The 23,059-nt window shown below is 39.1% G+C and carries 24 protein-coding genes; 15 read left to right on the forward strand and 9 right to left on the reverse strand.

The window, feature by feature from the left end; translation table 11 throughout:
- The first annotated feature begins 37 nt into the window (after nucleotides 1-37).
- The 3 genes from SanaruYs_RS08395 to SanaruYs_RS08405 all read left to right on the forward strand — a co-directional run bounded on the left by SanaruYs_RS08395 (nucleotide 38) and on the right by SanaruYs_RS08405 (nucleotide 2,584).
- Entirely contained in the window at nucleotides 38-415 is a 378-nt protein-coding gene (locus SanaruYs_RS08395; protein WP_127122111.1) for a DoxX family membrane protein, read from the forward strand.
- Complete coding sequence (locus SanaruYs_RS08400; protein ID WP_127122112.1) at nucleotides 416-751, forward strand: iron chaperone; 336 nt, start codon at nucleotides 416-418, stop codon at nucleotides 749-751. It begins immediately after the preceding gene.
- 144 nt (nucleotides 752-895) lie between these two features.
- Nucleotides 896-2,584, forward strand: a complete 1,689-nt coding sequence (locus SanaruYs_RS08405) for a carboxypeptidase-like regulatory domain-containing protein (protein ID WP_127122113.1) — start codon at nucleotides 896-898, stop codon at nucleotides 2,582-2,584.
- A 47-nt stretch (nucleotides 2,585-2,631) separates the two neighbouring features.
- Here the strand turns inward: SanaruYs_RS08405 and SanaruYs_RS08410 are convergent, their stop codons facing one another.
- The 3 genes from SanaruYs_RS08410 to SanaruYs_RS08420 all read right to left on the reverse strand — a co-directional run bounded on the left by SanaruYs_RS08410 (nucleotide 2,632) and on the right by SanaruYs_RS08420 (nucleotide 6,031).
- Nucleotides 2,632-3,066 (reverse strand): tellurite resistance TerB family protein, encoded by a 435-nt coding sequence (locus SanaruYs_RS08410; RefSeq protein WP_127122114.1) that lies wholly within the window; start codon nucleotides 3,064-3,066, stop codon nucleotides 2,632-2,634.
- Nucleotides 3,067-3,248: 182 nt separating this feature from the next.
- Nucleotides 3,249-4,340, reverse strand: coding sequence for a TolB family protein (locus SanaruYs_RS08415; protein WP_127122115.1), 1,092 nt, complete (start codon nucleotides 4,338-4,340; stop codon nucleotides 3,249-3,251).
- A gap of 11 nt (nucleotides 4,341-4,351) precedes the next feature.
- Nucleotides 4,352-6,031, reverse strand: a complete 1,680-nt coding sequence (locus SanaruYs_RS08420) for an AMP-binding protein (RefSeq protein WP_127122116.1) — start codon at nucleotides 6,029-6,031, stop codon at nucleotides 4,352-4,354.
- Between the two features lie 435 nt (nucleotides 6,032-6,466).
- Between SanaruYs_RS08420 and SanaruYs_RS08425 the strand changes: the two genes are divergently transcribed.
- The 8 genes from SanaruYs_RS08425 to SanaruYs_RS08460 all read left to right on the forward strand — a co-directional run bounded on the left by SanaruYs_RS08425 (nucleotide 6,467) and on the right by SanaruYs_RS08460 (nucleotide 13,155).
- Nucleotides 6,467-6,934 (forward strand): Lrp/AsnC ligand binding domain-containing protein, encoded by a 468-nt coding sequence (locus SanaruYs_RS08425; protein WP_127122117.1) that lies wholly within the window; start codon nucleotides 6,467-6,469, stop codon nucleotides 6,932-6,934.
- A 122-nt stretch (nucleotides 6,935-7,056) separates the two neighbouring features.
- The gene (sufB, locus tag SanaruYs_RS08430) at nucleotides 7,057-8,502 is read left to right on the forward strand and encodes a Fe-S cluster assembly protein SufB (protein ID WP_127122118.1); all 1,446 of its coding nucleotides are present in this window, start codon (nucleotides 7,057-7,059) and stop codon (nucleotides 8,500-8,502) included.
- A 56-nt stretch (nucleotides 8,503-8,558) separates the two neighbouring features.
- A complete protein-coding gene (sufC, locus tag SanaruYs_RS08435) occupies nucleotides 8,559-9,314 on the forward strand; it encodes a Fe-S cluster assembly ATPase SufC (RefSeq protein WP_127122119.1) in 756 nt (251 codons plus the stop codon).
- Between the two features lie 9 nt (nucleotides 9,315-9,323).
- Nucleotides 9,324-10,607 carry a Fe-S cluster assembly protein SufD gene (gene sufD, locus SanaruYs_RS08440; protein ID WP_127122120.1) on the forward strand — a complete coding sequence of 428 codons (1,284 nt, stop codon included), beginning with the start codon at nucleotides 9,324-9,326 and terminating at the stop codon, nucleotides 10,605-10,607.
- A 1-nt stretch (nucleotide 10,608) separates the two neighbouring features.
- Nucleotides 10,609-11,850, forward strand: coding sequence for an aminotransferase class V-fold PLP-dependent enzyme (locus tag SanaruYs_RS08445; RefSeq protein ID WP_127122121.1), 1,242 nt, complete (start codon nucleotides 10,609-10,611; stop codon nucleotides 11,848-11,850).
- A complete protein-coding gene (locus tag SanaruYs_RS08450; protein ID WP_127122122.1) occupies nucleotides 11,847-12,281 on the forward strand; it encodes a SufE family protein in 435 nt (144 codons plus the stop codon). Before SanaruYs_RS08445 ends, SanaruYs_RS08450 begins: the two co-directional genes overlap by 4 nt.
- Nucleotides 12,278-12,628 (forward strand): SUF system Fe-S cluster assembly protein, encoded by a 351-nt coding sequence (locus SanaruYs_RS08455; RefSeq protein ID WP_127122123.1) that lies wholly within the window; start codon nucleotides 12,278-12,280, stop codon nucleotides 12,626-12,628. Before SanaruYs_RS08450 ends, SanaruYs_RS08455 begins: the two co-directional genes overlap by 4 nt.
- Nucleotides 12,629-12,738: 110 nt before the next feature.
- Nucleotides 12,739-13,155, forward strand: coding sequence for a BrxA/BrxB family bacilliredoxin (locus SanaruYs_RS08460; protein ID WP_127122124.1), 417 nt, complete (start codon nucleotides 12,739-12,741; stop codon nucleotides 13,153-13,155).
- A gap of 448 nt (nucleotides 13,156-13,603) precedes the next feature.
- On the opposite strand, the gene kdsB is transcribed toward SanaruYs_RS08460, so the two are convergent.
- Together kdsB and SanaruYs_RS08470 are read right to left on the reverse strand one after the other, a co-directional pair.
- On the reverse strand, nucleotides 13,604-14,353 hold the full coding sequence (gene kdsB / locus SanaruYs_RS08465; protein ID WP_127122125.1) for a 3-deoxy-manno-octulosonate cytidylyltransferase: 750 nt from the start codon (nucleotides 14,351-14,353) through the stop codon (nucleotides 13,604-13,606).
- Entirely contained in the window at nucleotides 14,350-15,678 is a 1,329-nt protein-coding gene (locus SanaruYs_RS08470) for an NfeD family protein (protein WP_127122126.1), read from the reverse strand. The genes kdsB and SanaruYs_RS08470 overlap by 4 nt, the downstream gene beginning before the upstream one ends.
- 184 nt (nucleotides 15,679-15,862) lie before the next feature.
- Between SanaruYs_RS08470 and SanaruYs_RS08475 the strand changes: the two genes are divergently transcribed.
- Nucleotides 15,863-16,915 (forward strand): LysM peptidoglycan-binding domain-containing protein, encoded by a 1,053-nt coding sequence (locus SanaruYs_RS08475; protein WP_127122127.1) that lies wholly within the window; start codon nucleotides 15,863-15,865, stop codon nucleotides 16,913-16,915.
- 13 nt (nucleotides 16,916-16,928) lie between these two features.
- Here the strand turns inward: SanaruYs_RS08475 and SanaruYs_RS08480 are convergent, their stop codons facing one another.
- A complete protein-coding gene (locus SanaruYs_RS08480) occupies nucleotides 16,929-17,744 on the reverse strand; it encodes a class I SAM-dependent methyltransferase (protein ID WP_127122128.1) in 816 nt (271 codons plus the stop codon).
- A 253-nt stretch (nucleotides 17,745-17,997) separates the two neighbouring features.
- On the opposite strand from SanaruYs_RS08480, the gene SanaruYs_RS20320 reads away from it, so the two are divergent.
- Nucleotides 17,998-18,234, forward strand: coding sequence for a VOC family protein (locus SanaruYs_RS20320; RefSeq protein ID WP_246011876.1), 237 nt, complete (start codon nucleotides 17,998-18,000; stop codon nucleotides 18,232-18,234).
- A 315-nt stretch (nucleotides 18,235-18,549) separates the two neighbouring features.
- On the opposite strand, the gene SanaruYs_RS08490 is transcribed toward SanaruYs_RS20320, so the two are convergent.
- Nucleotides 18,550-19,236 (reverse strand): energy transducer TonB, encoded by a 687-nt coding sequence (locus SanaruYs_RS08490; protein WP_160118617.1) that lies wholly within the window; start codon nucleotides 19,234-19,236, stop codon nucleotides 18,550-18,552.
- Nucleotides 19,237-19,537: 301 nt separating this feature from the next.
- Between SanaruYs_RS08490 and SanaruYs_RS08495 the strand changes: the two genes are divergently transcribed.
- Nucleotides 19,538-20,641, forward strand: coding sequence for a VIT1/CCC1 transporter family protein (locus SanaruYs_RS08495; protein WP_127122130.1), 1,104 nt, complete (start codon nucleotides 19,538-19,540; stop codon nucleotides 20,639-20,641).
- 232 nt (nucleotides 20,642-20,873) lie between these two features.
- On the opposite strand, the gene SanaruYs_RS08500 is transcribed toward SanaruYs_RS08495, so the two are convergent.
- Both SanaruYs_RS08500 and SanaruYs_RS08505 read right to left on the reverse strand, forming a co-directional pair.
- The gene (locus SanaruYs_RS08500; RefSeq protein WP_127122131.1) at nucleotides 20,874-21,434 is read right to left on the reverse strand and encodes a YkgJ family cysteine cluster protein; all 561 of its coding nucleotides are present in this window, start codon (nucleotides 21,432-21,434) and stop codon (nucleotides 20,874-20,876) included.
- 226 nt (nucleotides 21,435-21,660) lie between these two features.
- Nucleotides 21,661-22,008 (reverse strand): hypothetical protein, encoded by a 348-nt coding sequence (locus SanaruYs_RS08505; protein WP_127122132.1) that lies wholly within the window; start codon nucleotides 22,006-22,008, stop codon nucleotides 21,661-21,663.
- An 88-nt stretch (nucleotides 22,009-22,096) separates the two neighbouring features.
- Between SanaruYs_RS08505 and SanaruYs_RS08510 the strand changes: the two genes are divergently transcribed.
- Nucleotides 22,097-23,020: a helix-turn-helix transcriptional regulator gene (locus SanaruYs_RS08510; protein WP_127122133.1), complete on the forward strand. Its 924-nt coding sequence runs from the start codon at nucleotides 22,097-22,099 to the stop codon at nucleotides 23,018-23,020.
- Nucleotides 23,021-23,059 lie beyond the last annotated feature (39 nt).

Raw genomic sequence — 23,059 nt, forward strand, 5'->3', positions numbered from 1 at the left:
AAAGGCTAAGATCAATTAACATAAAAAATATCAACACATGAAAAACAAAATATTCTCAGTACTTTATATCATCATGGGACTTCTTTTTATCAACGGGGGTTTAAATAAATTTTTTAACTACATGCCACCACCCGATACTTTGCCTGAAGCTATGGTAAAAGATTTTATGGCAATCCTTGAAATATCCTGGTTGATGCCTTTGATTGGCGCAGCAGAAATTCTAGGTGGTTTGTTAATCACTATTCCTAAAACCAGGGCTTTGGGCACCTTAGTGCTGTTCCCGGTCGTGGTTGGCATTTTGCTTACACATATTTTTGTAGAACCAACAGGATTACCCATTGCACTTATTATTGTTGCACTCATCGGAAAACTGATTTATGATAATCGTGTGAAGTATGCTTATTTGTTAAATTAAATGAATCCGGTAGACGAATATATTAAAGCTTTTCCTGCTACTGTGCAGGAAAGGCTTATTACAATAAGGCAATTATTTTTTCAGCTGAGTCCGAATGTTGAAGAGAGCATTCGATATAAAATGCCTGCCTATAAAGTGGGTAAACATCATCTGTATTTTGCTGCCTATAAAAAGCATATTGGTATGTATCCTGTGTATGGACTAGGAGAATTGGAAAAAGAGATTAAAAGTTACAGAGCAAAAAACACTAAAGACTCAATTCATTTTTTACACAGCGAAGCTTTACCCATTCAACTTATTAAATCAATCATCATAGAAAAGTCTAAACAAAATTGATTTGCTTCGTTGCACAGGTGCTTTTCAAAATCAGTCCAGAAGGTTATATGCTAACCAAGATTACAACCTGAAGATAGTATGAAGAAAAATTAACTATCTTTTGGTCATTCCTATGACTATTTTTCAATTTGAAAAAGCTTAATCATGAAACACTTATTATTACTATCATTAGCTTTAATCATATTTGAAAAAGCCCACGCAAGGCAAGAACAGACTTATCTAAAACTTGAAGGCATTGTAATCGATAAGGAGACAAGAGAACCCGTTCCTTACGCATCCATTGGCTTAGAAAATTCAAGCATTGGAACCAGTACAAACATAAATGGAGAGTTCTCCTTTAATATCAAGATATCATTAGTACGGTCTAATCAAAAGATCCGTATTTCTTGTGTTGGGTATGAAGTCGACTTTGTGGCCACCAAAGAAGAATTTCAACAAATTGAATTAACACCTTCCCAAACTGAATTACGCGAAGTTGTGATTTTAGGTAAAGACCAGCGACCTGAAAAAATTGTTAAGAAAGCTTTTAGTAAGGTTCGTAAGAACTATTATGCTAAGCCCTTTGTCTATAAAACTTTTTATCGTCACTATTGCAAAGACGACAGTGCTTATGGTCGTTTGATTGAAGCCGCTGTTGATATCTATAAACGGAAAGGCCATAAAGCAATTACCAATAAACCGGGAGTGAAGGACGAAATAAGAGTTACTCAATTAAGAAGAAGTCTTGACAGTACGCGAATTACAAATACCCATGCACCAATCGCTATATACTCCGCCATGGAAACGGATATTGCTTCATATCAATCAGGCGGAACCATGTCCGATATCATGCAATCCATGTTCTCAGGGGTCAGCTCACTTAAAGTGAATCTTAAAGATTATGATTTCAATTTAGTAAGCATAACCAGACATGATAACGAAGATGTCTATAAAATTGAATATCATTTAAAAAATGAAGGCGTGGTGCTTACCTCCGGATTTCTACTCAAACAAGCCAGGTCAGGTGTGCTATACATTAATACAAAAGACTATGCTTTTGTTCGCGCGGAAGCAAATCGATTCTCATACGACACTATTAAAACAGTTGTAACATATCAAAAAACCCTAGGCAAATATTATTTGAAACATATTTCCAAAGAAGGAAGCAGTTACCTTAAACCACGAAACTTTACGCACACCTACCACCTTGATCTTATGGTGAATGAGTTTCAGACAAAGGATTTTGAAAAATTTAAAGGTAAAGAGCCCGATAAAAAAGAATTGTATTCCATCAAGTATGATTCAACTTTCTGGAATAATTATAATATCTTAAAGGAAACTCCATTAGAAGAAAAAATTGTTCGTGATCTGGGAGGACAACAATCACTTAAAGAGCAATTCGTCATCTATGACAGTATTGTAAAGAAGTCCATTGACGAGTACGGCACTGACATTGATAAGTTCGAACGTTTCTTTGAACAAAGTAAAGGATCGCGCATACTCTACATTGACTTTTGGGCTTCCTGGTGTGGTCCATGTGTTGCAGAATTCCATCATTCAAAAAAACTTTTAGATAAGTACAAAGATAAAATCACTTTTGTTCTTTTATCGATTGATGATGATGAAGACGCCTGGAAAAAGGCATTGGCTAAATTCAAATTAGTTTTGCCTGGATTCTCACACTTTAGAATTGGGCCTACCGCAGATTTTCTGAAGTTCTTTGATGTTACCACTATTCCCCGTTACTTATTAATTAAGCAGAATGGTGAGTTTTTTGAACTTAATGCAAAACGTCCAAGTAATCCGGATTTAAAAAAAGATTTTGATCTTTTAATTGATCAGGCTAAAAAATAAAAAAGCCGGATATTCCGGCTTTCATTGATCTTAAATATAATCTTACTTTACTTTTCTTCGAATCGTTCCTGTGCCTCGCGTTTTATTTCTATCCACTCATCAGCAGGTGGTGGTGTCCCCTTTTCAAAAATCTTTATAAGCCAGTTAACAATTCCCTTCTTCATATGGAAACGCTTGGCTACATCTTCACAAAAGTCAATTTCACGCTGCTCCACTACCCCATCAGCATACACCATCAATAATAAATCATAGAGTAGATTCATTCGATCGTTAAAATTATCAGGAACCGTCAACTCAAACTTCTCTGCTGAATCCAGCAGATTTTGTACTTGCCAGTCTTTTAATCCATAATTCTGCCCTATTTTAAAAAGTAGAGCAATTTCACTTTCGTGCATGTGATCATCGGCTTTGGCCAAAGCCAGCAAGCTTTTGATGTGGTTCTTTTTGTAAGTAAGGTATTGGTGTTCGAAAAAGCCTTGCATAAAATCAGGTTGAAGAGTTCGAATTTACATTTCTTAACTAGAAATTACTAATATTTAAAACGGTAGTCAGTGTATTTACCACAAATCCGTCTGACCGCTGTTTGCTAAGCAAAAGAGCGGTCTGACGGATAGTTTACTGGTTGAAATTTTGGTTCTTCAAATTACAGGGATTAGTACTATAGTTAATCAACCCAGTCTGCCACAAATAAATTGGTGTTGCGTGTACCTCCATTGTTGCGGTTGCTGGAGAAAATTATCTTTTTGCCATCCGGTGAAAACATTGGAAATGAATCAAAAACGTTATCATAAGAGATTTGCTGTAAACCAGTACCATCCTCGTTAATCATGAACAAATTAAACTGAAACCCACGCTGTCCGTGGTGGTTAGAGGAGAAAATGATTTTCTTACCATTGGGGTGATAAAAAGGAGCCCAATTGGCCTTACCTAAATTAGTAACCTGCTTTAAATCGCTGCCGTCTACATTACAAATAAATATTTCCATGTTAGTCGGAGCCACTAAACCTTGCTTAAGCAATTCTTTGTATTCGGTCTTCTCTTCTTCTGTATTAAAGCGCGAGGCACGAAAAACAATTTTCTTGCCATCTGGCGAAAAGAAAGCACCACCGTCATAACCAATGGTATTCGTGATCTGCTTTACATTACTGCCATCAATATTCATGGTGTATAAATCCAGGTCACCATTACGTACTGAGGTAAATACGATCTTATCTCCTTTCGGAGATACTGTAGCCTCAGCATCATACCCTTCAGTTCTGGTTAATTGCTTTATAATTTTTCCATTCAGATCAGCCACAAAAATATCATAGGTAGGAAAAACAGACCAGAGGTATTTCCCGCCTGGTGTGCGCTCCGGTTCTTTCGGACAATCGTCACCACCCAAATGCGTTGATGCATATACAATCGTTTTATCACCCGGTAAAAAGTAAGAACAAGTCGTCCTTCCTTTTCCTGTACTTAACATCGCAGGTTTGTTATCCTTTAATGATGCACCTTCAATAGCCGTAGTGAAAATCTGATCACATTGAACACCCCAATTGGAAAAGTTTGATTGGAAAACAACACGTTTACTGTCGAAACTCCAGTACGCTTCAGCATTATCGCCACCAAAAGTGAGCTGTCGTAAATTCCTAAAATGCTTTTCCTGTTGATACAATAATGAATCTGTAGTGGATGAGACAACATGAACAGAATTATAAGAAGCAGCTGCACTTAAAAAAAGTATACAGCAAACAAAAAGTATAGAACGTATCATTAAATCAGCATTTAGGATTTAGCCTCTTCTTCCTTCAGCGCCCTGCGCAGGATTTTACCCACGTTGGTTTTAGGCAACTCAGTTCTGAAGACAAAGTATTTAGGCACCTTATAATTGGTAAGGTTTTTATGACAGAATTCCTTTACATCTTCTTCAGTCAGGTTTTGGTCACGCTTCACAATAAAAGCCTTAATCACCTCTCCTGATTTTTCATCAGGTACTCCAATGGCTGCAACTTCAAGCACACCTGGATGTCCGGCAATAATATTTTCAATTTCATTCGGGTATACGTTAAAGCCCGAAACTTTAATCATATCCTTTTTACGATCTACAATTTTGAAAAAGCCATCAGCATCCATTAAACCAATATCTCCCGTACGGAACCAGCCACCCGGAAAGAACACACCAGTATTATCTTTCTCCCAATAGCCCTTCATCACTTGTGGGCCTCTTGCGCATATTTCTCCTCTTTCACCTGTGGCTAACTGCTTGCCATCATCATCAAAGATGGCCACTTCTGTACTGGGCATAGGCAGACCAATGGTGCCTTGTTTGTGATTACCATCTAAAGGGTTGCAACACAATACAGGCGATGTTTCGCTTAAACCATAACCTTCAATCAAAGGTGTGCCTGTTACTTCTTTCCAGCGTGTAGCCACGGCATCCTGCACAGCCATACCGCCACCGATAGCACCTTTTAATACAGAGAAATCGAGGTGTTTAAAATCAGGATTATTAAGCAGACCATTATATAAAGTATTAACACCTGTAAAGATGGTTACGCGGTGCTTCTTTAATTCTTTTACAAAACCTTTAATATCTCTAGGATTGGTAATCAGCACACTCTTTACTCCTGTGTTAAACATGAGCATGCCATTGACGGTAAGCGCAAAAATATGATACATGGGAATAGCCGTGATAATTAAATCACCGCCCTCAACTTGTTTCTCCAAATAAGGTTTAAACCAATTCTTAATCATAGCATTGTGTGCCACAATGTTGCCATGCGATAGTTGTGCGCCTTTGGAAATACCAGTAGTACCTCCGGTATATTGTAGAACTGCTATATCATCGTTGGTTACAACTGGTTTGGTATACGAAAGCTCAGCACCTCTTTTTAATACTGTATTAAAACTTAAAGCAGTTGGCAAAGAATAAGCCGGCACCATTTTCTTTATTCGTTTCACAACAAAATTCACCAGAGCACCTTTTACAGTGCCCAGCATATCGCCCAGTTGTGTTACAATAATATGCTTGATAGAGGTGTGCGCAAGAATCTGTTCAAGACTATGGGCAAAGTTGGCAACAATCACAATGGCTTTTACCCCTGCATCTTTAAACTGATGCTCCATTTCCCTGGGTGTATACAAGGGATTTGTATTCACTACAATAAGCCCTGCACGAAGTGATCCGAAAAAAGCGACAGGGAATTGCAAAAGGTTAGGCATTTGAATAGCAATGCGATCACCTTTTTGGAGTTTTAAATCCTGTTGCAGGTAAGCTGCAAAATCTCTTGATAATTGATCAACCTGTCCGAAAGTCATGGTAATGCCCATGTTCTCAAAGGCTACACGATCAGTAAATTTCTTACAACTGTCTTCAAACAATTCGATAATAGAACTATACTCGTTCTCTTTTATTTCATGTGGAATGCCTGCAGGGTAAAGCTTGAACCAGGGAAAATCTTGCATAGTATCTAGTCTTGTTAAAAAAATCGAAATCGATTCCAAAGCTAAAAATTTTGAGGAATAACCTAAGCCCATTTTGTAAGGAGGCTCTTCAGAATGATCGGTAATTTATTAATGGCCCGCATAAAAAAAGAAAGTCCCGACCGAAGCCGGGACTTTTGCTGAAGGGGGAGGACTCGAACCTCCAAGAGGCAGTTAGGCCGCGATAAGATCCCATCCTGGCGGTTACCGTCAGGATGGGTAAACCGGGCTTTTTCCTGTTTACCCCCACCCCCGAGACCGGAGGGCTTGTCTGCCAAATTCCAACACCCTTCAGTGTCGAATTGTTAAGCAAAGCAAGCTATAACTGTTAATCTGTTCAATACTTAGTATTAATTATTACATAATTTTTAATATTTTTATAAAATACTGAAAATATAATAAAACAGACACGCTAAAATGGCTGAAAATTATCAAGTCGATAAAACCGACCTCAAAATTCTAGAAATACTAATGCAAGACGCCAAAAAGCCCTTTACTGAGGTGGCTAAAAAGGCCTTTGTATCTAGTGGTACCGTTCATGTGCGCATGAATAAACTGGAAGAAGCAGGTATTGTGGAGAAAACAACCTTGAAACTTAATTATGCCAAACTAGGCTACGACATTACAGCCTTTATTGGTATCTACCTGGAAAAGAGTGCTTTATACGATCAGGTGCTGGCCAAATTAAAGGGAATACCAGAAATCACTAGCATCCATTATACAACGGGCAACTATTCGATGTTTGTACGTATCCATTGCCGTGATACAAACCACCTCAAATTGGTACTACACGATAAAATGCAGCAGGTTGAAGGCATAGAACGAACTGAAACCATGATTTCTCTTGAAGAAAGCCTCGACAGAAATCTGGATCTGACTACCTGATAGCAATAAATGCCCTTTCAAAGGCTCTGATGTATTTTTTGTTCAAAGAATGCATCCAAAAAGAACTTATAGTACCCCCTTTTGTTTTACTTTTGTAGATTAAAATAAGTCTAAATAGACATATGGCGAAGGACAACCAAGTATTGGAGGAAATCACCTCAAAAGAGTACGAACATGGGTGGAATGTTGATTTAGAGACAGATTCTGCCCCTAAAGGCTTGAGTGAGGATATTGTTCGTTTTATTTCTGCCAGAAAAAATGAACCAGAGTGGATGTTGGAGTGGCGTTTAAGTGCTTATCGTCAGTGGCTTAAGATGACAGAGCCGAAATGGCCCAACGTAACATATCCAACAATCAACTATCAGGATATCATTTATTACTCCGCTCCTAAACAAGCGGCCAAGCCTAAAAACCTGGAAGACATAGATCCTGAGCTTTTAAAGACTTTTGAGAAGCTGGGCATTTCCCTTACCGAACAAAAGAGATTGACTGGTGTAGCAGTTGATGCTGTTATTGACAGCGTTTCTGTAGCTACCACCTTCAAATCTACATTGGCTGAAATGGGCATTATTTTCTGCTCATTTAGCGAGGCTGTGCGTGAGCATCCGGAACTCATCAAAAAATACTTAGGTTCTGTTGTTCCGGTAAACGATAATTACTTTGCAGCACTTAACTCTGCTGTATTCTCTGATGGTTCTTTCTGCTATATACCCAAAGGCGTAAGATGCCCGATGGAATTATCAACTTACTTCCGTATCAATGCTGCTAACACAGGTCAGTTCGAAAGAACGCTTATTGTGGCAGACGAGGGTTCATACGTAAGTTACCTGGAAGGTTGTACAGCACCTCAGCGTGACGAAAATCAATTACACGCTGCTGTTGTAGAAATCTTTGCGATGAAAGATTCGCATGTTAAATATTCAACTGTTCAAAACTGGTACCCTGGCGATAAACAAGGTAAAGGTGGCATTTACAATTTTGTAACCAAGCGCGCTTTGTGTGCCGGAGATCATTCTAAAGTTTCATGGACACAGGTAGAAACTGGTTCTGCCATTACATGGAAGTATCCATCTTGTATTCTTAAAGGCGATCATTCTTCCGGTGAGTTCTATTCTGTAGCGGTTACTAACAACATGCAACAGGCAGATACTGGCACCAAAATGATTCACATTGGCAAAAACACCAAATCAAGAATTGTGTCGAAAGGCATCTCTGCTGGTAAATCACAGAACTCGTATCGTGGTCAAGTACATATTATGAAACGTGCAGACAATGCACGCAACTTCTCTCAATGCGATTCATTGTTAATGGGCGATCAGTGTGGTGCACACACTTTCCCATACATTGATGTAGAAAATAGCTCTGCAAAAATTGAACACGAAGCCACTACTTCAAAGATTGGTGAAGATCAGATTTTCTATTGCCAGCAACGCGGTATTGACGAAGAGTCTGCCGTTGCCCTTATCGTAAATGGTTATGCTAAAGAAGTATTAAACCAATTACCAATGGAATTCGCAGTAGAAGCACAGAAATTACTGGCTTTAACTTTAGAAGGAAGTGTAGGATAAAAGATTTAAGATTTAAGATTTAAGATTTAAGATTTAAGATTTAAGATTTAAAAATAATGTTGTCAATAAAAAATCTACAGGCTCGGATAGAGGAAAAAGAAATTTTAAAGGGTATTAACCTCGAAATCAAACCAGGCGAAGTACATGCCATTATGGGGCCAAACGGTTCTGGCAAGAGTACACTGGCTTCTGTATTGGCCGGAAGAGAAGAATTTGAAGTAACCAGTGGTGATGTAAACTTCCTTGGTAAAAACTTATTAGAAATGGCACCCGAAGAACGCGCTCGTGAAGGTGTGTTCTTAGCTTTTCAATATCCAATAGAAATACCAGGGGTAAGCACAGTCAATTTTATGAAGACTGCTTTAAACCAGATTCGTGTAGCAAGAGGCCTGCAAGCACTCGATGCTGTCTCTTTCCTTCAACTGATGAAAGAAAAAATGAAACTGGTTGAAATCGATCAGTCTTTATTGAACCGTTCATTGAATGAGGGTTTCTCAGGTGGTGAAAAGAAGAGAAATGAAATATTCCAAATGGCAATGCTTGAACCAAAGCTCGCCATATTGGACGAAACAGATTCAGGTCTTGATATTGATGCCCTGAAAATTGTAGCGAATGGTGTGAATAAATTGAAGTCAAAGAATAATGCCACCATTGTGGTAACGCACTATCAGCGCCTGCTTGATTATATCGTTCCTGATTTTGTACACGTGTTGTATAAAGGAAGAATTGTAAAATCAGGTGGAAAAGAGCTTGCGCTTGAACTTGAAGCAAAAGGTTACGATTGGATTAAAGAAGAGGTTGAACTTGCTTAAGCACTTACAATGGATTTAGCTGTAAAAAATAATTTACTTGAAAACATCGCTGTCCCCAGTGATGGTACGAGTGCTATACGCCATCAGGCGCTGTATTCGCTTCACTCACTTGGTTTGCCTACTTCTAAAACAGAGGAATACAAGCATACTGCCATAAGTCGTTTGTTAGAAAAGAATTTTCAGAGCCTGGCTGTAAGTACAAGTAAAGGTAATGTTGTTGCTGATACATTCCGTATACAGAATTTAGATGCGCATGTATTAGTATTCATCAATGGTGAGTTTGATCAAGCACAATCTTCGTTCTCTACTAAAGAGCTTAACATTCAACCATTAGCGGTTGCACTTGCTGAACGTAAAGAAATTGTTGAGAAATACTTTAGTAAACTGGCTGACACCAAAGCTGATGCTTTTGTTTCACTCAACACTGCCACTTGGAATAATGGCTTGTTGATTGAAATAAAGAATAATGTTCAGGTTACAAAACCGATCCTGATTCACCAGATCAACGATGCCAGCAAAAGCAAAATAATTACAGCTTCACGCAACCTTATACTTGTGGGTAAAAGCAGCGAGGTTAGCATTATTGAAAAATATGATTCTATCGGTGAAGCCAATTTTTCTACTACCGTTAACGAAGTTTTCGTAGCAGAAAATGCAGGACTAACCTATACACTCATCCAGAATGATGGTGGTCAGCGTTATCAGTTTAACCACACCAGCATACAGCAAGAAAGCAACAGCCGTGTTAACTGCTTTACACTTTCATTAAATGGTAAAGCAATTCGCAATAATTTACAGCTTTCGCTGGATGGTGAAGGCATCGACTCGCACATGTATGGTTTATACCTTCTTACAGGCGATACATTGGCCGATAACCACACCGTTGCAGATCACCGTAAACCAAACTCCATTAGCAATGAGCTGTATAAAGGTGTAATGGATGGCAACTCGAAAGGCGTATTTAATGGAAAGATTTATGTTCGCCCGCAGGCACAAAAAACAAATGCATTTCAGTCGAATAGGAATATTTTATTATCCGATAAAGCGACTGTTAACACCAAACCTCAGTTAGAGATTTGGGCGGATGACGTGAAGTGCTCGCACGGCTGTACTTCCGGGCAACTAGATGAAGAAGCGCTCTTTTATATGCAGTCAAGAGGAATATCAAAAGATTCAGCACGTGCATTTCTACTATATGCTTATGCAGGTGAAGTCATCGAAAAAATCAGTAACGAAACACTTCGCAACTATATTGATAATTTAGTCAGCGAACGCTTACATAAAAACTTTTAACATGATTGGTAGCAGGTTGCTTACGGAGTTGGATATTGCCAGGTTAAGAGAGCAGTTTCCTGTATTAAATCAACAGGTAAACGGACGCGACCTGGTTTATCTTGACAATGCAGCTACCAGCCAAAAGCCACGTGCTGTTATTAATGCATTGGTTGACTATTACACAGGTTACAATGCGAATATCCACCGTGGTATTCACACTTTGGCAGAAAAAGCAACAAAGACTTACGAGCAAACAAGAGAAACAGCCAAGCAATTCATTAATGCTGCTACTACTGAAGAAATCATTTTCACCAGAGGTGTAACGGAAGGTATTAATCTGGTAGCCTCTTCTTATGCAAAAGTTTTCCTAACAAAAGGAGATGAAATTATTATCTCTGGTTTAGAACATCACTCTAACATTGTTCCCTGGCAATTGGCTTGCGGATCGAACGGTGCTTCAATTAAAGTTATTCCTGTAAAGGATAATGGCACACTGGATATAGAAGCTTACAAAGCATTGCTTTCCAACAAGACAAAGCTTGTAGCCGTTAACCATGCTTCTAACAGTCTTGGTACTATCAATCCTGTTAAGGAAATTATAGACCTCGCACACGAAGTTGGCGCTGTAGTTCTCATTGATGGTGCTCAATCTGGTGCGCATCTTCCAATAGATGTACAGGCGCTTGATTGTGATTTTTATTGTCTTTCAGCGCATAAAATGTACGGCCCTACTGGTACAGGCATCTTATATGGTAAGAAAGCCTTACTTGAAAAAATGCCACCCTATCATGGTGGTGGTGAAATGATCAAAGAAGTAAGTTTCGAAAAAACGACTTACAACGATCTTCCTTATAAATTTGAAGCAGGCACACCTAACATTGCCGATGTAGTCGCCTTTCATTATGCCATGACTTTCATTTTAGAAACAGGTCGTGAAGTAATGGCGGCACATGAACATGATTTACTTGTTTATGCCACAGAGCGCATCAGTCAATTAAAGGGTGTAAAAATATATGGCACAGGTGCTGAGAAGTTAAGTGTTGTTTCCTTCACAGTGGATGGCATTCATCCTTTTGATATTGGTCAGATGCTGGATGCGAGAGGCATAGCAGTTCGAACTGGACATCATTGCACACAACCGTTGATGGATCGCTTTAAAATTGAAGGAACTGTAAGAGCTTCTTTTGCTATTTATAACACCAGAAAAGAAGTAGATCAATTGGTAGAAGCTTTAGAACGCGTTATCAATTTCATGAAATGAGTTTAAACGAAGTTCAAGACGAAATTATCAGTGAGTTCTCTTTATTGGATGGAGACATGGAAATGACTGTCTTCTACATTATGGAACTAGGGCAGAAATTAAAAGAGATGCCTGAGACGCAAAAAACTGAAGATAACATTGTAAAAGGTTGCCAATCGAAGGTGTGGTTAACTGCTGATCTGCAAAATGATAAACTTTATTTTGAAGCGGATAGCAATACAGCCATCACTAAAGGTTTGGTAAGTCTTTTAGTTAGAATATTTAACGGTCAGTCTGCAGATACTATTTTAAATGCTGACCTCTACTTTATGCATAAAATAGGCATGGAACGATTTATTGGAACACAACGTTCTAATGGTTTCGCATCTATGGTAAAGCAAATGAAGCTTTATGCACTTGCCTTTAAAACCAAAATAGAAGCAGGAAAATGAGTGAACAAAGTAATACAAGTCAAACATTAGAAAGCGCAACAGTACCAAACTTACGTGATCAGGTATTGGCTGCCATTAAAAATGTTTACGACCCTGAAATTCCTGTAGATATTTATGAACTGGGGTTGATTTATGAAATCAATATCTACCCTATCAATAATGTGCATGTGCTCATGACGTTAACATCTCCCTCCTGCCCTTCTGCCGAGCAAATACCTGGTGAAGTAGAGCAAAAAATAAAAGAGATTGAAGGTGTAAGTGATGTTAAGGTAGAGATTACTTTCGACCCGCCTTATACGCAGGAAATGATGAGTGAGGCGGCACGTTTGGAATTAGGCTTTATGTAAATTCAAAATGCAAGATTCGAAATTCAAAATTAGTTGAATTGTAAAACCTTAAGTTTTGTTTTGAAATAGTTATAGAATTTTATACTTGGAATTTTAAATTTGAAATTAATATGTATCCTGAACAACTCGTAGCCCCTATGCGCACTGATTTAACAGTGGCGGGCTTCAAAGAATTAAAGACTTCAGAAGAAGTAGATAATGAATTAAAAGATCATAAAGGCACAACGCTTTTGGTAATCAATTCAGTGTGTGGTTGTGCGGCAGGTGCTGCGCGTCCCGGTATTAAGTGGGCTATTCAAAACTCAGCTAAAAAGCCTGATCACTTGACTACTGTTTTTGCGGGTGTTGATAAGGAAGCTGTGGCGAAAGCACGTGAGTATACGTTGCCTTACCCTCCCTCATCTCCTGCCATTGCACTATTTAAGAATGGTGAGTTGGTGCATTTTGTTGAGCGTCACCACATTGAAGGACGCAACGCACAGCTTATCGGACAGCATCTTGTAGATGTGTTTGATGAGTTCTGTTAATCGGTAATACTACCTCGGTCTATGTCCTCACAAACCGAAAAACATAACCAAATAATGCTGGTCTGTGGGGACACAAACCAGGGTAGATAAATAAAAAAACGCCAGACTAAATAGTCTGGCGTTTTTTATTATTCCGGTTTTTCCTGTAGAAAGGCCAGTGCTTTTTGCAAATCTTCTGGCATCAATGCCAATTATTTCTACACCTTGGTCTGTGTCCTCGCAGACCGAAAAACATAACATATGATGCTGATCCGTGTAGACACAGACCAGGGTAGAAGATTTTTATTAGTCAGGATTTTACTTCAGAAAAGCCAGCGCTTTTTGTAAATCCTACACCTCGGTTTGTGTCTTCACAGACCGAAACAAACACAATAAGGTACTGCTGGTCTGTGGGGACACAGACCAGATTATTAAATAAAAGGCCAAACTTAATAGCCTGATGTTTAAATTATTCTGGGTTTTCTTTCAGATAAGCCAACGCTTTTTGCAAATCTTCTGGTGTGTCAATACCAATGGTTTCCGATTTAGTCTCCGCAGTCAATATTTCATAACCATTGTCTAACCAGCGCAATTGCTCTAATGACTCTGTCTTCTCTAAAGCTGAAACAGGCAGTTTGGTTAATTCCTCTAACACATCAGTGCGGTAGGCATACATACCAATATGTTTATAGTATTTATGTTGCGATAGCCAAGCCTCTTCCTCTATATTTCTGGCATGTGGTATTGGTGAACGACTAAAGTACAAGGCCTTCTTCTTTACATTAATTACTGCCTTAACTACATTAGGATTAAATAAACTCTCCTGGTCTTTAAATTCTTTTACCAATGTTGCAATAAAAGTATCGCCATTCAGCAGTGCTGCTAACAAATCAATTTGCTCCGGTTTAATAAAGGGCTCATCACCTTGCACATTGATGACATAATTAAAATCTTCATTTAACTTTTGATATGCCTCAAAGCAACGATCGGTGCCGCTTGGATGATCAACACTCGTAAGCACAGCCTTACCACCAAAACCTTCTACATGCTCCAAGATGCGCGCATCATCTGTAGCCACTACTACCTCTGTAATCAAGGTTGCTTTTTTTACTTGCTCGTACACACGCTGCACCATGGTTTTACCGGCTATGTCCACTAATGGCTTACCAGGAAAACGGGTTGACGCAAAACGCGCGGGAATTACTCCTAAAATCTTCATGCCTTCTTAACGATCAAACTTGTTGTATCCTCTCCTATTACCTCTATACTTTCTCCTTTGTCTATGAACTCTCCTCGGGTGAAAGCATCGTACAATTTATCGTCAATAATTACCTTACCGCTGGGTCGCATAATGGTTTGTGTAGTTCCTCTTTTTCCTTTCATTACTTCAGGGAAAAAAGTGGCTACATAACCCAGTGCCTTATCCTGAGTTTGCATCAAAGCAATTTTTTGAAAACTTTTTGATTCTGTTAATCGAGCACCACCAATAAAAAGCACTAACACACCTCCAAACAAACCCCCAAAAGCAGCTGCCGCTGCGTAGAGTAATTGATTTGTAGGGACAAAGTGAAAGTCAAAAGCGTCATTGTTAACCATTATCAAAATAAGTGAAACAACAGTGAGTGTAATACCTGAAATACCAGCCACGCCAAAGCCGGGTAATACAAATATCTCTACTGCTACCAGCGCAAGACCAATGAATAGTGCAATGATCTCCCAGTTTTCTGCTAGACCATTCAGGTAATAGGGTACCAGGTATAAAATGAGTGCTATTGTAGCTGCTGCAAGTGGAAATCCAACTCCGGGTGTTTGTAGTTCAAAATAAATACCACCAATAATAATTAGTATGAGTAATCCTGAAATAAAAGGATTTAAGAAAAAAGCCACTACTTTATCGGTTGCCGATAAGCCAAAGCGATCAATCTCATAACTACTCACATTATTTCTTTTCAATATCTCTTCAACTGATTCAACTTTTGCTTCACAAAAGTTATACCTGATTGCTTCTGATGTGGTGAATGTGATAATTTTTCCTTCTTCTTTTATGCCTTCAATAACAATGCTCTCATCCACCATGCCTTCCGCAATTTTAGGATCACGCCCATTCTGTTCTGCAGTAGATCGCATAATACCACGCATATAAGACTGGTACTTGTCAGGCGCTTTCTCACCACTGCCATCCACCACTGTAGCCGCACCAATGCTGGCACCTGGCGACATATAAATGCTATCACAGGCGATTGATATCAGTGCACCTGCCGAGGCAGCATCTGAGTTGATGAACACCCAAACCGGTTTCTCCACATCCATGATCTTATCAACTATTTCTTTGGCATCGGTAAGCACACCTCCATATGTATCCATCTCTATGATGATAATGTCAGCCTCTGTTTTTCTGGCATGCTCCAAGGCCAATTCCACATAGCGGTTAGTTCTTGGGTCAATCTCCGACTTTATCTCCATTACCATCACCTTTGTTGGGCTTGTTTGACCCAAAGCAGCCATTGGCAGCAAGAAAAAGGCAATCCAGTTCAGTAATTTCATACAACTCTTTTTTCTTAAAAATACGGAAAGAGAACAGCATGAAAAATGGATTAATTCATAAAAATGCAATGAATCGACCAAGTGCATCATTTGAAAGATTTGAGCGTCTGTTTATTAGAATTTTGGCCGGTATTTTGATATTACTTTGTTACTTTACATCGTTTAAAGATTTGTTTGTAGCGTTATGATGACACTTTTTGCACTAATCACATCTTTTTCAATTTTCACTCACCCCGTAGACTCTGTTGGTAAAGAAACCATCAACGGAAAGGTTTATGTGCTGCACAAAGTAGAGTTAAAAGAGACGTTATATGGTATTTCAAAGCGTTACGGAACAACGGTTGAGGCTATTCTGCAACAAAATCCTACAGCAGATGGCGGTTTAGATGTGGGACAGATCATCAAAGTCCCTTATGTCAGCTCTCCAAAAAAAGTTAGTAATTCAGCAGGTAAGCATATTGTGGCCGAGAAGGAAACATTGTACTCTGTTGCCCGTCTTTATGGCATTTCTGTGGACGATCTGCGTCAAATGAATAAACTGACTAGCGATGCGTTATCTATTGGTCAGGAACTCACTGTAAAGCGAAGCAATCTTTCAGAACAACCGGTGATTAAAAGTAATCCTCAACCCGCTCAATCGCTTAAAGGCGTGCATACTGTAGCAAGCAAAGAGACCCTTTTCTCTATATCAAGACAATATGGCGTAAGCATAGATCAGTTAAAACAATGGAATAGCCTGACAGGAACTGAACTAAGCTTAGGCCAGACGCTTTTTGTTGTAGCTCCTGAAAATCAGGGTATGAAAACCACTAACACAACTATTACAGAGCAACCACCAGTCAAAACGACAACTACTAGTCCTGCACAAGCTGTAACTCCGGCCGAACAGCCTAAAGAAACCACGCTTGCAAATGCACAACCTGTAATCTCTTCCCCTGTTAAAATTTCAGAAGCCTATAAAGATGGTAAAGAAGTGCGGGAAGCTGGTCTGGCAGAACTAATTGAGGGTACGCAAGGTAATAGAAAATATTTAGCCTTACACCGCAACGCTCCTATTGGCACAATCCTGAAAGTGAAGAATCAGCTTAACGATCGTGAAGTCTTTGTGCGTGTTATCGGCCAACTACCAGATACAGGAGGTAACGATAAACTGGTTATTAAAGTCTCCAAATCTGCATACGACAGACTAAGTGCTATCGACCCTAAGTTTATGGTTGAAGTAACCTGGTACAAATAAAAAAACCTGTCTCTCAGACAGGTTTTTGTAATACAAAACGATAATACTTTCTACTACCGTCTTTTAAAGTCAGGTAGAATTTGGAGCCTACAACACCTGCAAATTCGGCAAAAAGTTTTTGCCACTTCTCAGGTACAAGTGCTCTTATTCTTTCTTGTTTACTATTGTCTTCTTCTTCTATTGATTGGATTACGTTCGGGCCAATATTTTCCTCTTCCAACATCTTCATACCCGTATCCTGTAATTGTTGTTGTAATGTTTCCATGTTTTCAACATTTGCCTGATTGCGAAAATCCACCATCAATAAATGTCCACCTGGCTTTAACACACGTTTTACTTCACTTAAAAATTTTGATACCGAGCCATACGCATGACATGATTCTACATTCACCACTATATCAACACTACTATCAGGCAATGGAATAGCCTCTGCGCTTCCCTGAATAAATTTCAGATTGGGCAATGCATGAAGCGAATTCGCCAGATCAACAGCACTCTGCGCTAAATCAAGACCAACGTAAGAAGCAGGCTTAAAATAAGTAGCTAAGTGACGGGCACCCCCACCCCTACCACTGCCCACTTCCAACACTTGTTTTCCTTCCATGCTTACTTTCGCACCCAGGTAGTGATACATTTGCAATGGATAGCGCTGCATAGTATCTGCAGGTAAATCTAATTGAGTTTCCTGACTATTGGGTGCATAGCCATAATTCATAAAGTGCCAGTCTTTGGCAGGAATCTTTTTAGCCAATAATTCGTAAGTGACTTTGGCATTTAGTCGTTTGAACCAGGCGAAACGTTTGAGCTTGTGAATAATAAAATTGATCATGGTTGTAGGTTGGAATTGCCGCCAATATATAACTATTCATGTAAAACAGCTATTCGTAATTTCATGTATTCGATATTAAATAACCTGCTAATCCGTTTGGATACCACTAGTTTCGAAAACAGTAGAGATTTTATAAAATGAATCATCTGTCAGACCGCTGAAAGCAGAAGTAAACAGTGGTCAGACGGATTTTAGATAAAGATGCAGATTAGCAGTTTAAATAAGTTTCTATTTATAACAATTCTAAAAAAATATGAAAACAAATATTCTCGGTTTAAGAACAGTCATTTATAAAGTAAATGATTTGGTGAAAGCAACTGCATGGTATACTAAAGCTTTTAAGCAAGCACCCTATTTTAATGAAGTCTTTTATGTGGGTTTCAATATTGGTGGTTACGAATTAGGCTTGCTTCCTGAAGAGGGCTCAACAGCTAAAGCTGATAATATAGTAACCTATTGGGGCGTGAAAAATATTGAAGACGCTTACTAACACTTTAATGAACTTGGCGCTACGGCACATGAGGCTCCCAATAATGTTGGTGGTGAAATTATGGTAGCCACTGTAAAGGATCCTTGGGGAAATTGTATTGGTTTAATTTACAATCCCGAATTCAAATTACCCTGATATGATTATTACAATAACCTCTATAAAACTAAAAAGTGTCTGGTATTTTTTCAAGCTGAGTTGGCATGGACTTCACATTTCTTTGCAATGCAAAAAAACGCCAGGCTTTTTACCTATTAAAAACTAAATTTATCAGACTGCTGTTTTACGTTCTACTTAGCAGTCTGATAAATTAGTGACCTACCGAAGCTGAAAATTAATTGCTTGCACCATTCGTACATTAACTGGCACACCTCTCTGTTTTCCTGGCTTCCATTTAGACATGGCCATCACCCTTAATGCCTCTTCATCACAACCATCTCCAACACCCTTGATTACTTTCATATTGGTGAGTTTCCCATCTTTACCTACGGTAAACTCTACAAACACCCTTCCTTCTGTATGATTACGTTGTGCCTTTGAAGGATACTTCATATGCTTCTTCAGTAATTTGTAAAAGCCTTCTAAGCCTCCCTCCGGTTCTGGCATATTTTCTACGATTCTAAAAATATCTTCACCCACTGGTTCTTCAGGTAAAGGATCAATCTCTACATTTATTTGCGGTACGTTGCTGGTAATAGGTTCTACCACTAACTCAGGATCATCCTGGGTAATGGTGGGGTCGTCTTTTACTTCAACAATTTTATCGGGATTTACTTCTTGTATTTTTTGCTTGACTGGTTCTTCTGGTTTTACTTCATGCAACAAATTCTCCAACAACGGTGTCGCGGACAAAGAAGCTTCTTGTGGAAGCACCATCCTATCAATCTTTCGAACGCTCCATTCGAAAAGAATAATTACAACAAGTAAACTCACACTAAGGCTTGCCCCAAAAATCAAGGGACGGTAATGGTGTACATCGTACACAGGATTTTTCTTCGGTTCCATATAGTAAAGGTTTAGGTAAATACTATTGAACCGCGCGGCAAATTCAATTGCGTTAACAACTGAATGAAACATGTTTGAACCTATAATTCATAATCATGATAAAAGTCACAAACCATTAGGCTATTGAATTGTTAAAAATTTTGTTAAGTCTTTGGATACCCTACAGATTTAAAATATTATGGCAATCCGTCAGTCCGCTTTATTACCAAGAAAACAGCGGTCAGGCGGATTTTAGGTAAATACACAAATCAGCAGATCAAAAATTAAAGATTGTTAGTAGTTTAGTACCAATTATCAGAAAATGGGATCAGGAACTAAGGTTTGGAAAGAATATTGGCAGGAAGAAGTTGACGCAGCTTTTCTCTATCAGGTACTGGCAGGTAAAACAATTGATGAGAAAGAGAAAAGTGCTTATCTCAAATTATCGTCTATTGAAGACAAACATGCGCAGGCCTGGGAAAAACTACTGAAAGAGCAAGGTACAACTGTTCAAGACCGTAAGCCTTCTTTTAAAGCCCGGGCATTGGCAAAGATTACCGATACGATTGGCCCTGCCCTGCTCTCCGACTGGTTGAAAAAAGAAGAAAGTTCGGAGGTAAAATCATATCTCAATCTTTACAAAACAACTGAGGATGCAGGTACAAAAAATCTCGCTTTAAAACTGGCAAAAGATTCTGCCATGCATGCAGAGCAACTGGGAAAAATGAGTAATACCAGTACTGAGCCATGGCATCGCACTTCTTCAGGTGGCTTATTACGCAACGTTGTGTACGGATTTAATGATGGCCTTACTGCCAACTTCGGTTTATTGGCTGGCATTGTAGGGGCGAGTGCACAACCGCATATTATTTTATTAAGTGGCTTAGCGGGCACCTTGGCTGATGCATTGTCTATGGGTTCTTCGGGATATCTCGCAGCTAAAAGTGAGAAGGAAGTGTATGAGAAAGAACGCAGAATGGAAGCCGATGAAATCAGGCTGATGCCTGAATTGGAAACTGAAGAACTTGCCGCTATTTATGAAACAAAAGGCATAGAAGCATCTCGCGCCATGAGCATGGCAAAAGAAGTAATGTCTGACCCTGTAAGAGCACTGGAAGAAAAAGTAAAAGAAGAGTTGGGTATCAGCGCTGCCGAAATCAGTCCGATGAAAGAAGCCTGGATAACAGGTTTAGCGACTGCCATTGGAGCCATCATTCCTGTTGTGCCTTTCTTTTTTCTGGAAGGCATGACAGCAGCCTGGTTGTCTTTTGCCTTGGCCATGCTTGCTCACTTTGCTGTTGGTGCTGCACGTAGCTTCTTTACAGGAAAAGGTTTGTGGAAGAGTGGTTGGGAAATGTTAGTAGTGGGTTTTGGAGTAGCGGCTGTAGGATATTTCCTTGGTGAGTGGCTAATGAAATTGCTCTAAGAGGAAGGACTAGAGTCCATCTCAAAAGTAAGAGGACTCGTCATTGCTTTACACATTCAACACTTCGTTCGTTGCATGACGTGTAAATAATTTTATTTGTTTAATCAACGAATTAACTCATCAGCACACCAGCACATCAACTTAGATTGCTTCCTCACCCCTGCACACTCAGCGCTTCGTTCATTGTATGACGCGCAAATATTTTTATTTATTTAATCAACGAATTAACTCATCAACGAATCAGCACATCAATACGGAAGCCAGTCTTTTCTTTTAAAGCCTCCACTACATTGTAGACAATCGGGCACATCGCATAATTGTCCATCAGGCTCTTCCACCTGAATTTAATATTAGGTTGATGCAAGTGAGGGTAATCCGCGCAGGATGCTGGTCTGTCCTGATAAATAGTACAAGAATCACTTTGTAAAAAAATACAAGGTTGGCATTTCAAAAAATCAATATCTGTCCCGGTTTCTTTTCCAACATATTGCTTTTCAAATTCATCAGCACTTATTTTTTTCAGATTAGCAAGTCGTTGAATTTCATCATTATCAACCGGTGGCTCCAATACCTTGCAACAATTACCACAAGTGGTACAATCAATGGATGCCGCAATTTCTTTATCTAACTCCTGTACATAGTTATCAACCATACGTGTTGGTATGGGTTTCAGAAAAGTTTTGAAGCGTTTATTCTCTTCGCGCAGTTCTTCACTTTTCTTACGTATAATGTCAAGGTCAAGCAGCACACACAAAACTACAATAAAAAAAGGATGTGGCTTTACAGCACACATCCCTTCAACGCTATGGCAACGTTAAATTATTAATTTCAAATTCCAGATTTCAAATTTGAAATCTGAAATCAAATAGCGTGGCAATCCGTCTGACCGCTGTTTGCTTCAGTTTTCAGCGGTCTGACGGATAATAGTTTTGCTTGTTAAATTTTTATAATTTCAAGGTTAACAATATGAAGGGGCATTAACAGAATTTTAAATTTCAAATTTGAAATTCAAAATTACCTTAGGCTACTTTCTTTAACTGGCCTTGATTTTTAAATAAAAGGCGGGCAATGCGATTGCACACTTCATATTCCTCTCGTTTTTCGAAGCTTTTTATCATACCGCGCAGAGCTTCTACATAAAAATCTTCTTCTATATAATATCCTTGACCCAGGTAAATGCGATTTGCAGGCAAACCGGCAAAATGCGCCTCGATATATTCTAAAATTTCTGTTTCAGAAAGGGGCTTTTGCTCCGGATAATTAAAAAAATGCGCACGGCTCGGCTCATATCCAAAACCAGTCACTACATTTTTGTAAAAACGCTTGATTACTAACTCAGATGCGATGCTTGTTGTGGCCGTTTTCATATCCTTTTGTGTTAATTGATGATACGAAGTAAACAAAGACCCTTGACAGCTTGTGTCAATCGTAAAATACACGTAACTCGTAGCCATTATGGCGAAAGCAAAAGAAACAGCCGATATCCCCCAGGCTAAAATTTTAAGGGTTTTTCAATTGATTGGCCTCCTAAAAAGTGGCGGTCGTACAGTTAACCAACTTGCGCAACAATTAGATGCCAATGCCCGAACCATTTATCGTTACTTTAAGCTGCTGGAAGAACTGGGTTTTATGATAGACCAGGATTTTCATGGCAAATTTTTTATACACCGCGAAGAAGGCGAAAATCCAGAAGATCGTTTCTCGCTGGAAGAAGTAACCATGATGCGTCAGTTGCTACAAAGCGGAGCCAGTGGCCATCCTTTGCAGGAAGCCATGCTTCGCAAACTATCATTTCACTCAGAAGCACGAGATCTGCCTGAGCAGTTCCTTAAAATGCGTGTGGCCAAATTATTCAGAACGATTAATGAAGCCATCGAAGGAAAAAAACAGATACTTTTAAAAAGTTACCACTCTGCCAACAGTCAGGAAATTAATGACCGCTTGGTAGAACCTTTTCAATTTGGTGAAGGATTTCAATCTGTGTTGGCACTTGATACAAAAGACAAACAAAGCAAATACTTTAAGCTGGAGAGAATTGGTGAAGTGGTAGTGTTAGACAAACCATATAAGTTTGAAGCGCTGCACCAGAAAAATGCAACCGATATGTTTGGTCTTAGCGGGCGCAAACAAATATGGGTGAGCATGCGCCTCAGTCTTAAGGCCTGCATGTTATTAAGGGAAGAATTTCCACTCTCGGTAAAGTACATTGAGAAGGATAATGAATCGGAAGGCAAGAGTTACTTATTCAATGGACCTGTCTTGCACTTTAAAGGTATTGGTCGTTTTGTAATGGGCTTAGCAGATGAAATAACAATTTCCTCTCCCCCTGAGTTTAAACAATACATCAAAGACATTATCAAACAACAAAAATTAATTTAATCCTTCAATGCTTTCGAATAGCCTCTGGCTAAACGATGC

Origin of the sequence: Chryseotalea sanaruensis, assembly GCF_003990915.1 — a bacterium.
Classification (GTDB): domain Bacteria; phylum Bacteroidota; class Bacteroidia; order Cytophagales; family Cyclobacteriaceae; genus Chryseotalea; species Chryseotalea sanaruensis.

Excerpts from the sequence above, each read along its gene's own strand:
- SanaruYs_RS08395 (WP_127122111.1), top strand. The coding sequence starts at position 38 with ATGAAAAACAAAATATTCTCAGTACTTTATATCATCATGGGACTTCTT.
- SanaruYs_RS08400 (WP_127122112.1), top strand. The coding sequence starts at position 416 with ATGAATCCGGTAGACGAATATATTAAAGCTTTTCCTGCTACTGTGCAG.
- SanaruYs_RS08405 (WP_127122113.1), top strand. The coding sequence starts at position 896 with ATGAAACACTTATTATTACTATCATTAGCTTTAATCATATTTGAAAAA.
- SanaruYs_RS08410 (WP_127122114.1), bottom strand. The coding sequence starts at position 3,066 with ATGCAAGGCTTTTTCGAACACCAATACCTTACTTACAAAAAGAACCAC.
- SanaruYs_RS08415 (WP_127122115.1), bottom strand. The coding sequence starts at position 4,340 with ATGATACGTTCTATACTTTTTGTTTGCTGTATACTTTTTTTAAGTGCA.
- SanaruYs_RS08420 (WP_127122116.1), bottom strand. The coding sequence starts at position 6,031 with ATGCAAGATTTTCCCTGGTTCAAGCTTTACCCTGCAGGCATTCCACAT.
- SanaruYs_RS08425 (WP_127122117.1), top strand. The coding sequence starts at position 6,467 with ATGGCTGAAAATTATCAAGTCGATAAAACCGACCTCAAAATTCTAGAA.
- sufB (WP_127122118.1), top strand. The coding sequence starts at position 7,057 with ATGGCGAAGGACAACCAAGTATTGGAGGAAATCACCTCAAAAGAGTAC.
- sufC (WP_127122119.1), top strand. The coding sequence starts at position 8,559 with ATGTTGTCAATAAAAAATCTACAGGCTCGGATAGAGGAAAAAGAAATT.
- sufD (WP_127122120.1), top strand. The coding sequence starts at position 9,324 with ATGGATTTAGCTGTAAAAAATAATTTACTTGAAAACATCGCTGTCCCC.
- SanaruYs_RS08445 (WP_127122121.1), top strand. The coding sequence starts at position 10,609 with ATGATTGGTAGCAGGTTGCTTACGGAGTTGGATATTGCCAGGTTAAGA.
- SanaruYs_RS08450 (WP_127122122.1), top strand. The coding sequence starts at position 11,847 with ATGAGTTTAAACGAAGTTCAAGACGAAATTATCAGTGAGTTCTCTTTA.
- SanaruYs_RS08455 (WP_127122123.1), top strand. The coding sequence starts at position 12,278 with ATGAGTGAACAAAGTAATACAAGTCAAACATTAGAAAGCGCAACAGTA.
- SanaruYs_RS08460 (WP_127122124.1), top strand. The coding sequence starts at position 12,739 with ATGTATCCTGAACAACTCGTAGCCCCTATGCGCACTGATTTAACAGTG.
- kdsB (WP_127122125.1), bottom strand. The coding sequence starts at position 14,353 with ATGAAGATTTTAGGAGTAATTCCCGCGCGTTTTGCGTCAACCCGTTTT.
- SanaruYs_RS08470 (WP_127122126.1), bottom strand. The coding sequence starts at position 15,678 with ATGAAATTACTGAACTGGATTGCCTTTTTCTTGCTGCCAATGGCTGCT.
- SanaruYs_RS08475 (WP_127122127.1), top strand. The coding sequence starts at position 15,863 with ATGATGACACTTTTTGCACTAATCACATCTTTTTCAATTTTCACTCAC.
- SanaruYs_RS08480 (WP_127122128.1), bottom strand. The coding sequence starts at position 17,744 with ATGATCAATTTTATTATTCACAAGCTCAAACGTTTCGCCTGGTTCAAA.
- SanaruYs_RS20320 (WP_246011876.1), top strand. The coding sequence starts at position 17,998 with ATGAAAACAAATATTCTCGGTTTAAGAACAGTCATTTATAAAGTAAAT.
- SanaruYs_RS08490 (WP_160118617.1), bottom strand. The coding sequence starts at position 19,236 with ATGGAACCGAAGAAAAATCCTGTGTACGATGTACACCATTACCGTCCC.
- SanaruYs_RS08495 (WP_127122130.1), top strand. The coding sequence starts at position 19,538 with ATGGGATCAGGAACTAAGGTTTGGAAAGAATATTGGCAGGAAGAAGTT.
- SanaruYs_RS08500 (WP_127122131.1), bottom strand. The coding sequence starts at position 21,434 with ATGTGTGCTGTAAAGCCACATCCTTTTTTTATTGTAGTTTTGTGTGTG.
- SanaruYs_RS08505 (WP_127122132.1), bottom strand. The coding sequence starts at position 22,008 with ATGAAAACGGCCACAACAAGCATCGCATCTGAGTTAGTAATCAAGCGT.
- SanaruYs_RS08510 (WP_127122133.1), top strand. The coding sequence starts at position 22,097 with ATGGCGAAAGCAAAAGAAACAGCCGATATCCCCCAGGCTAAAATTTTA.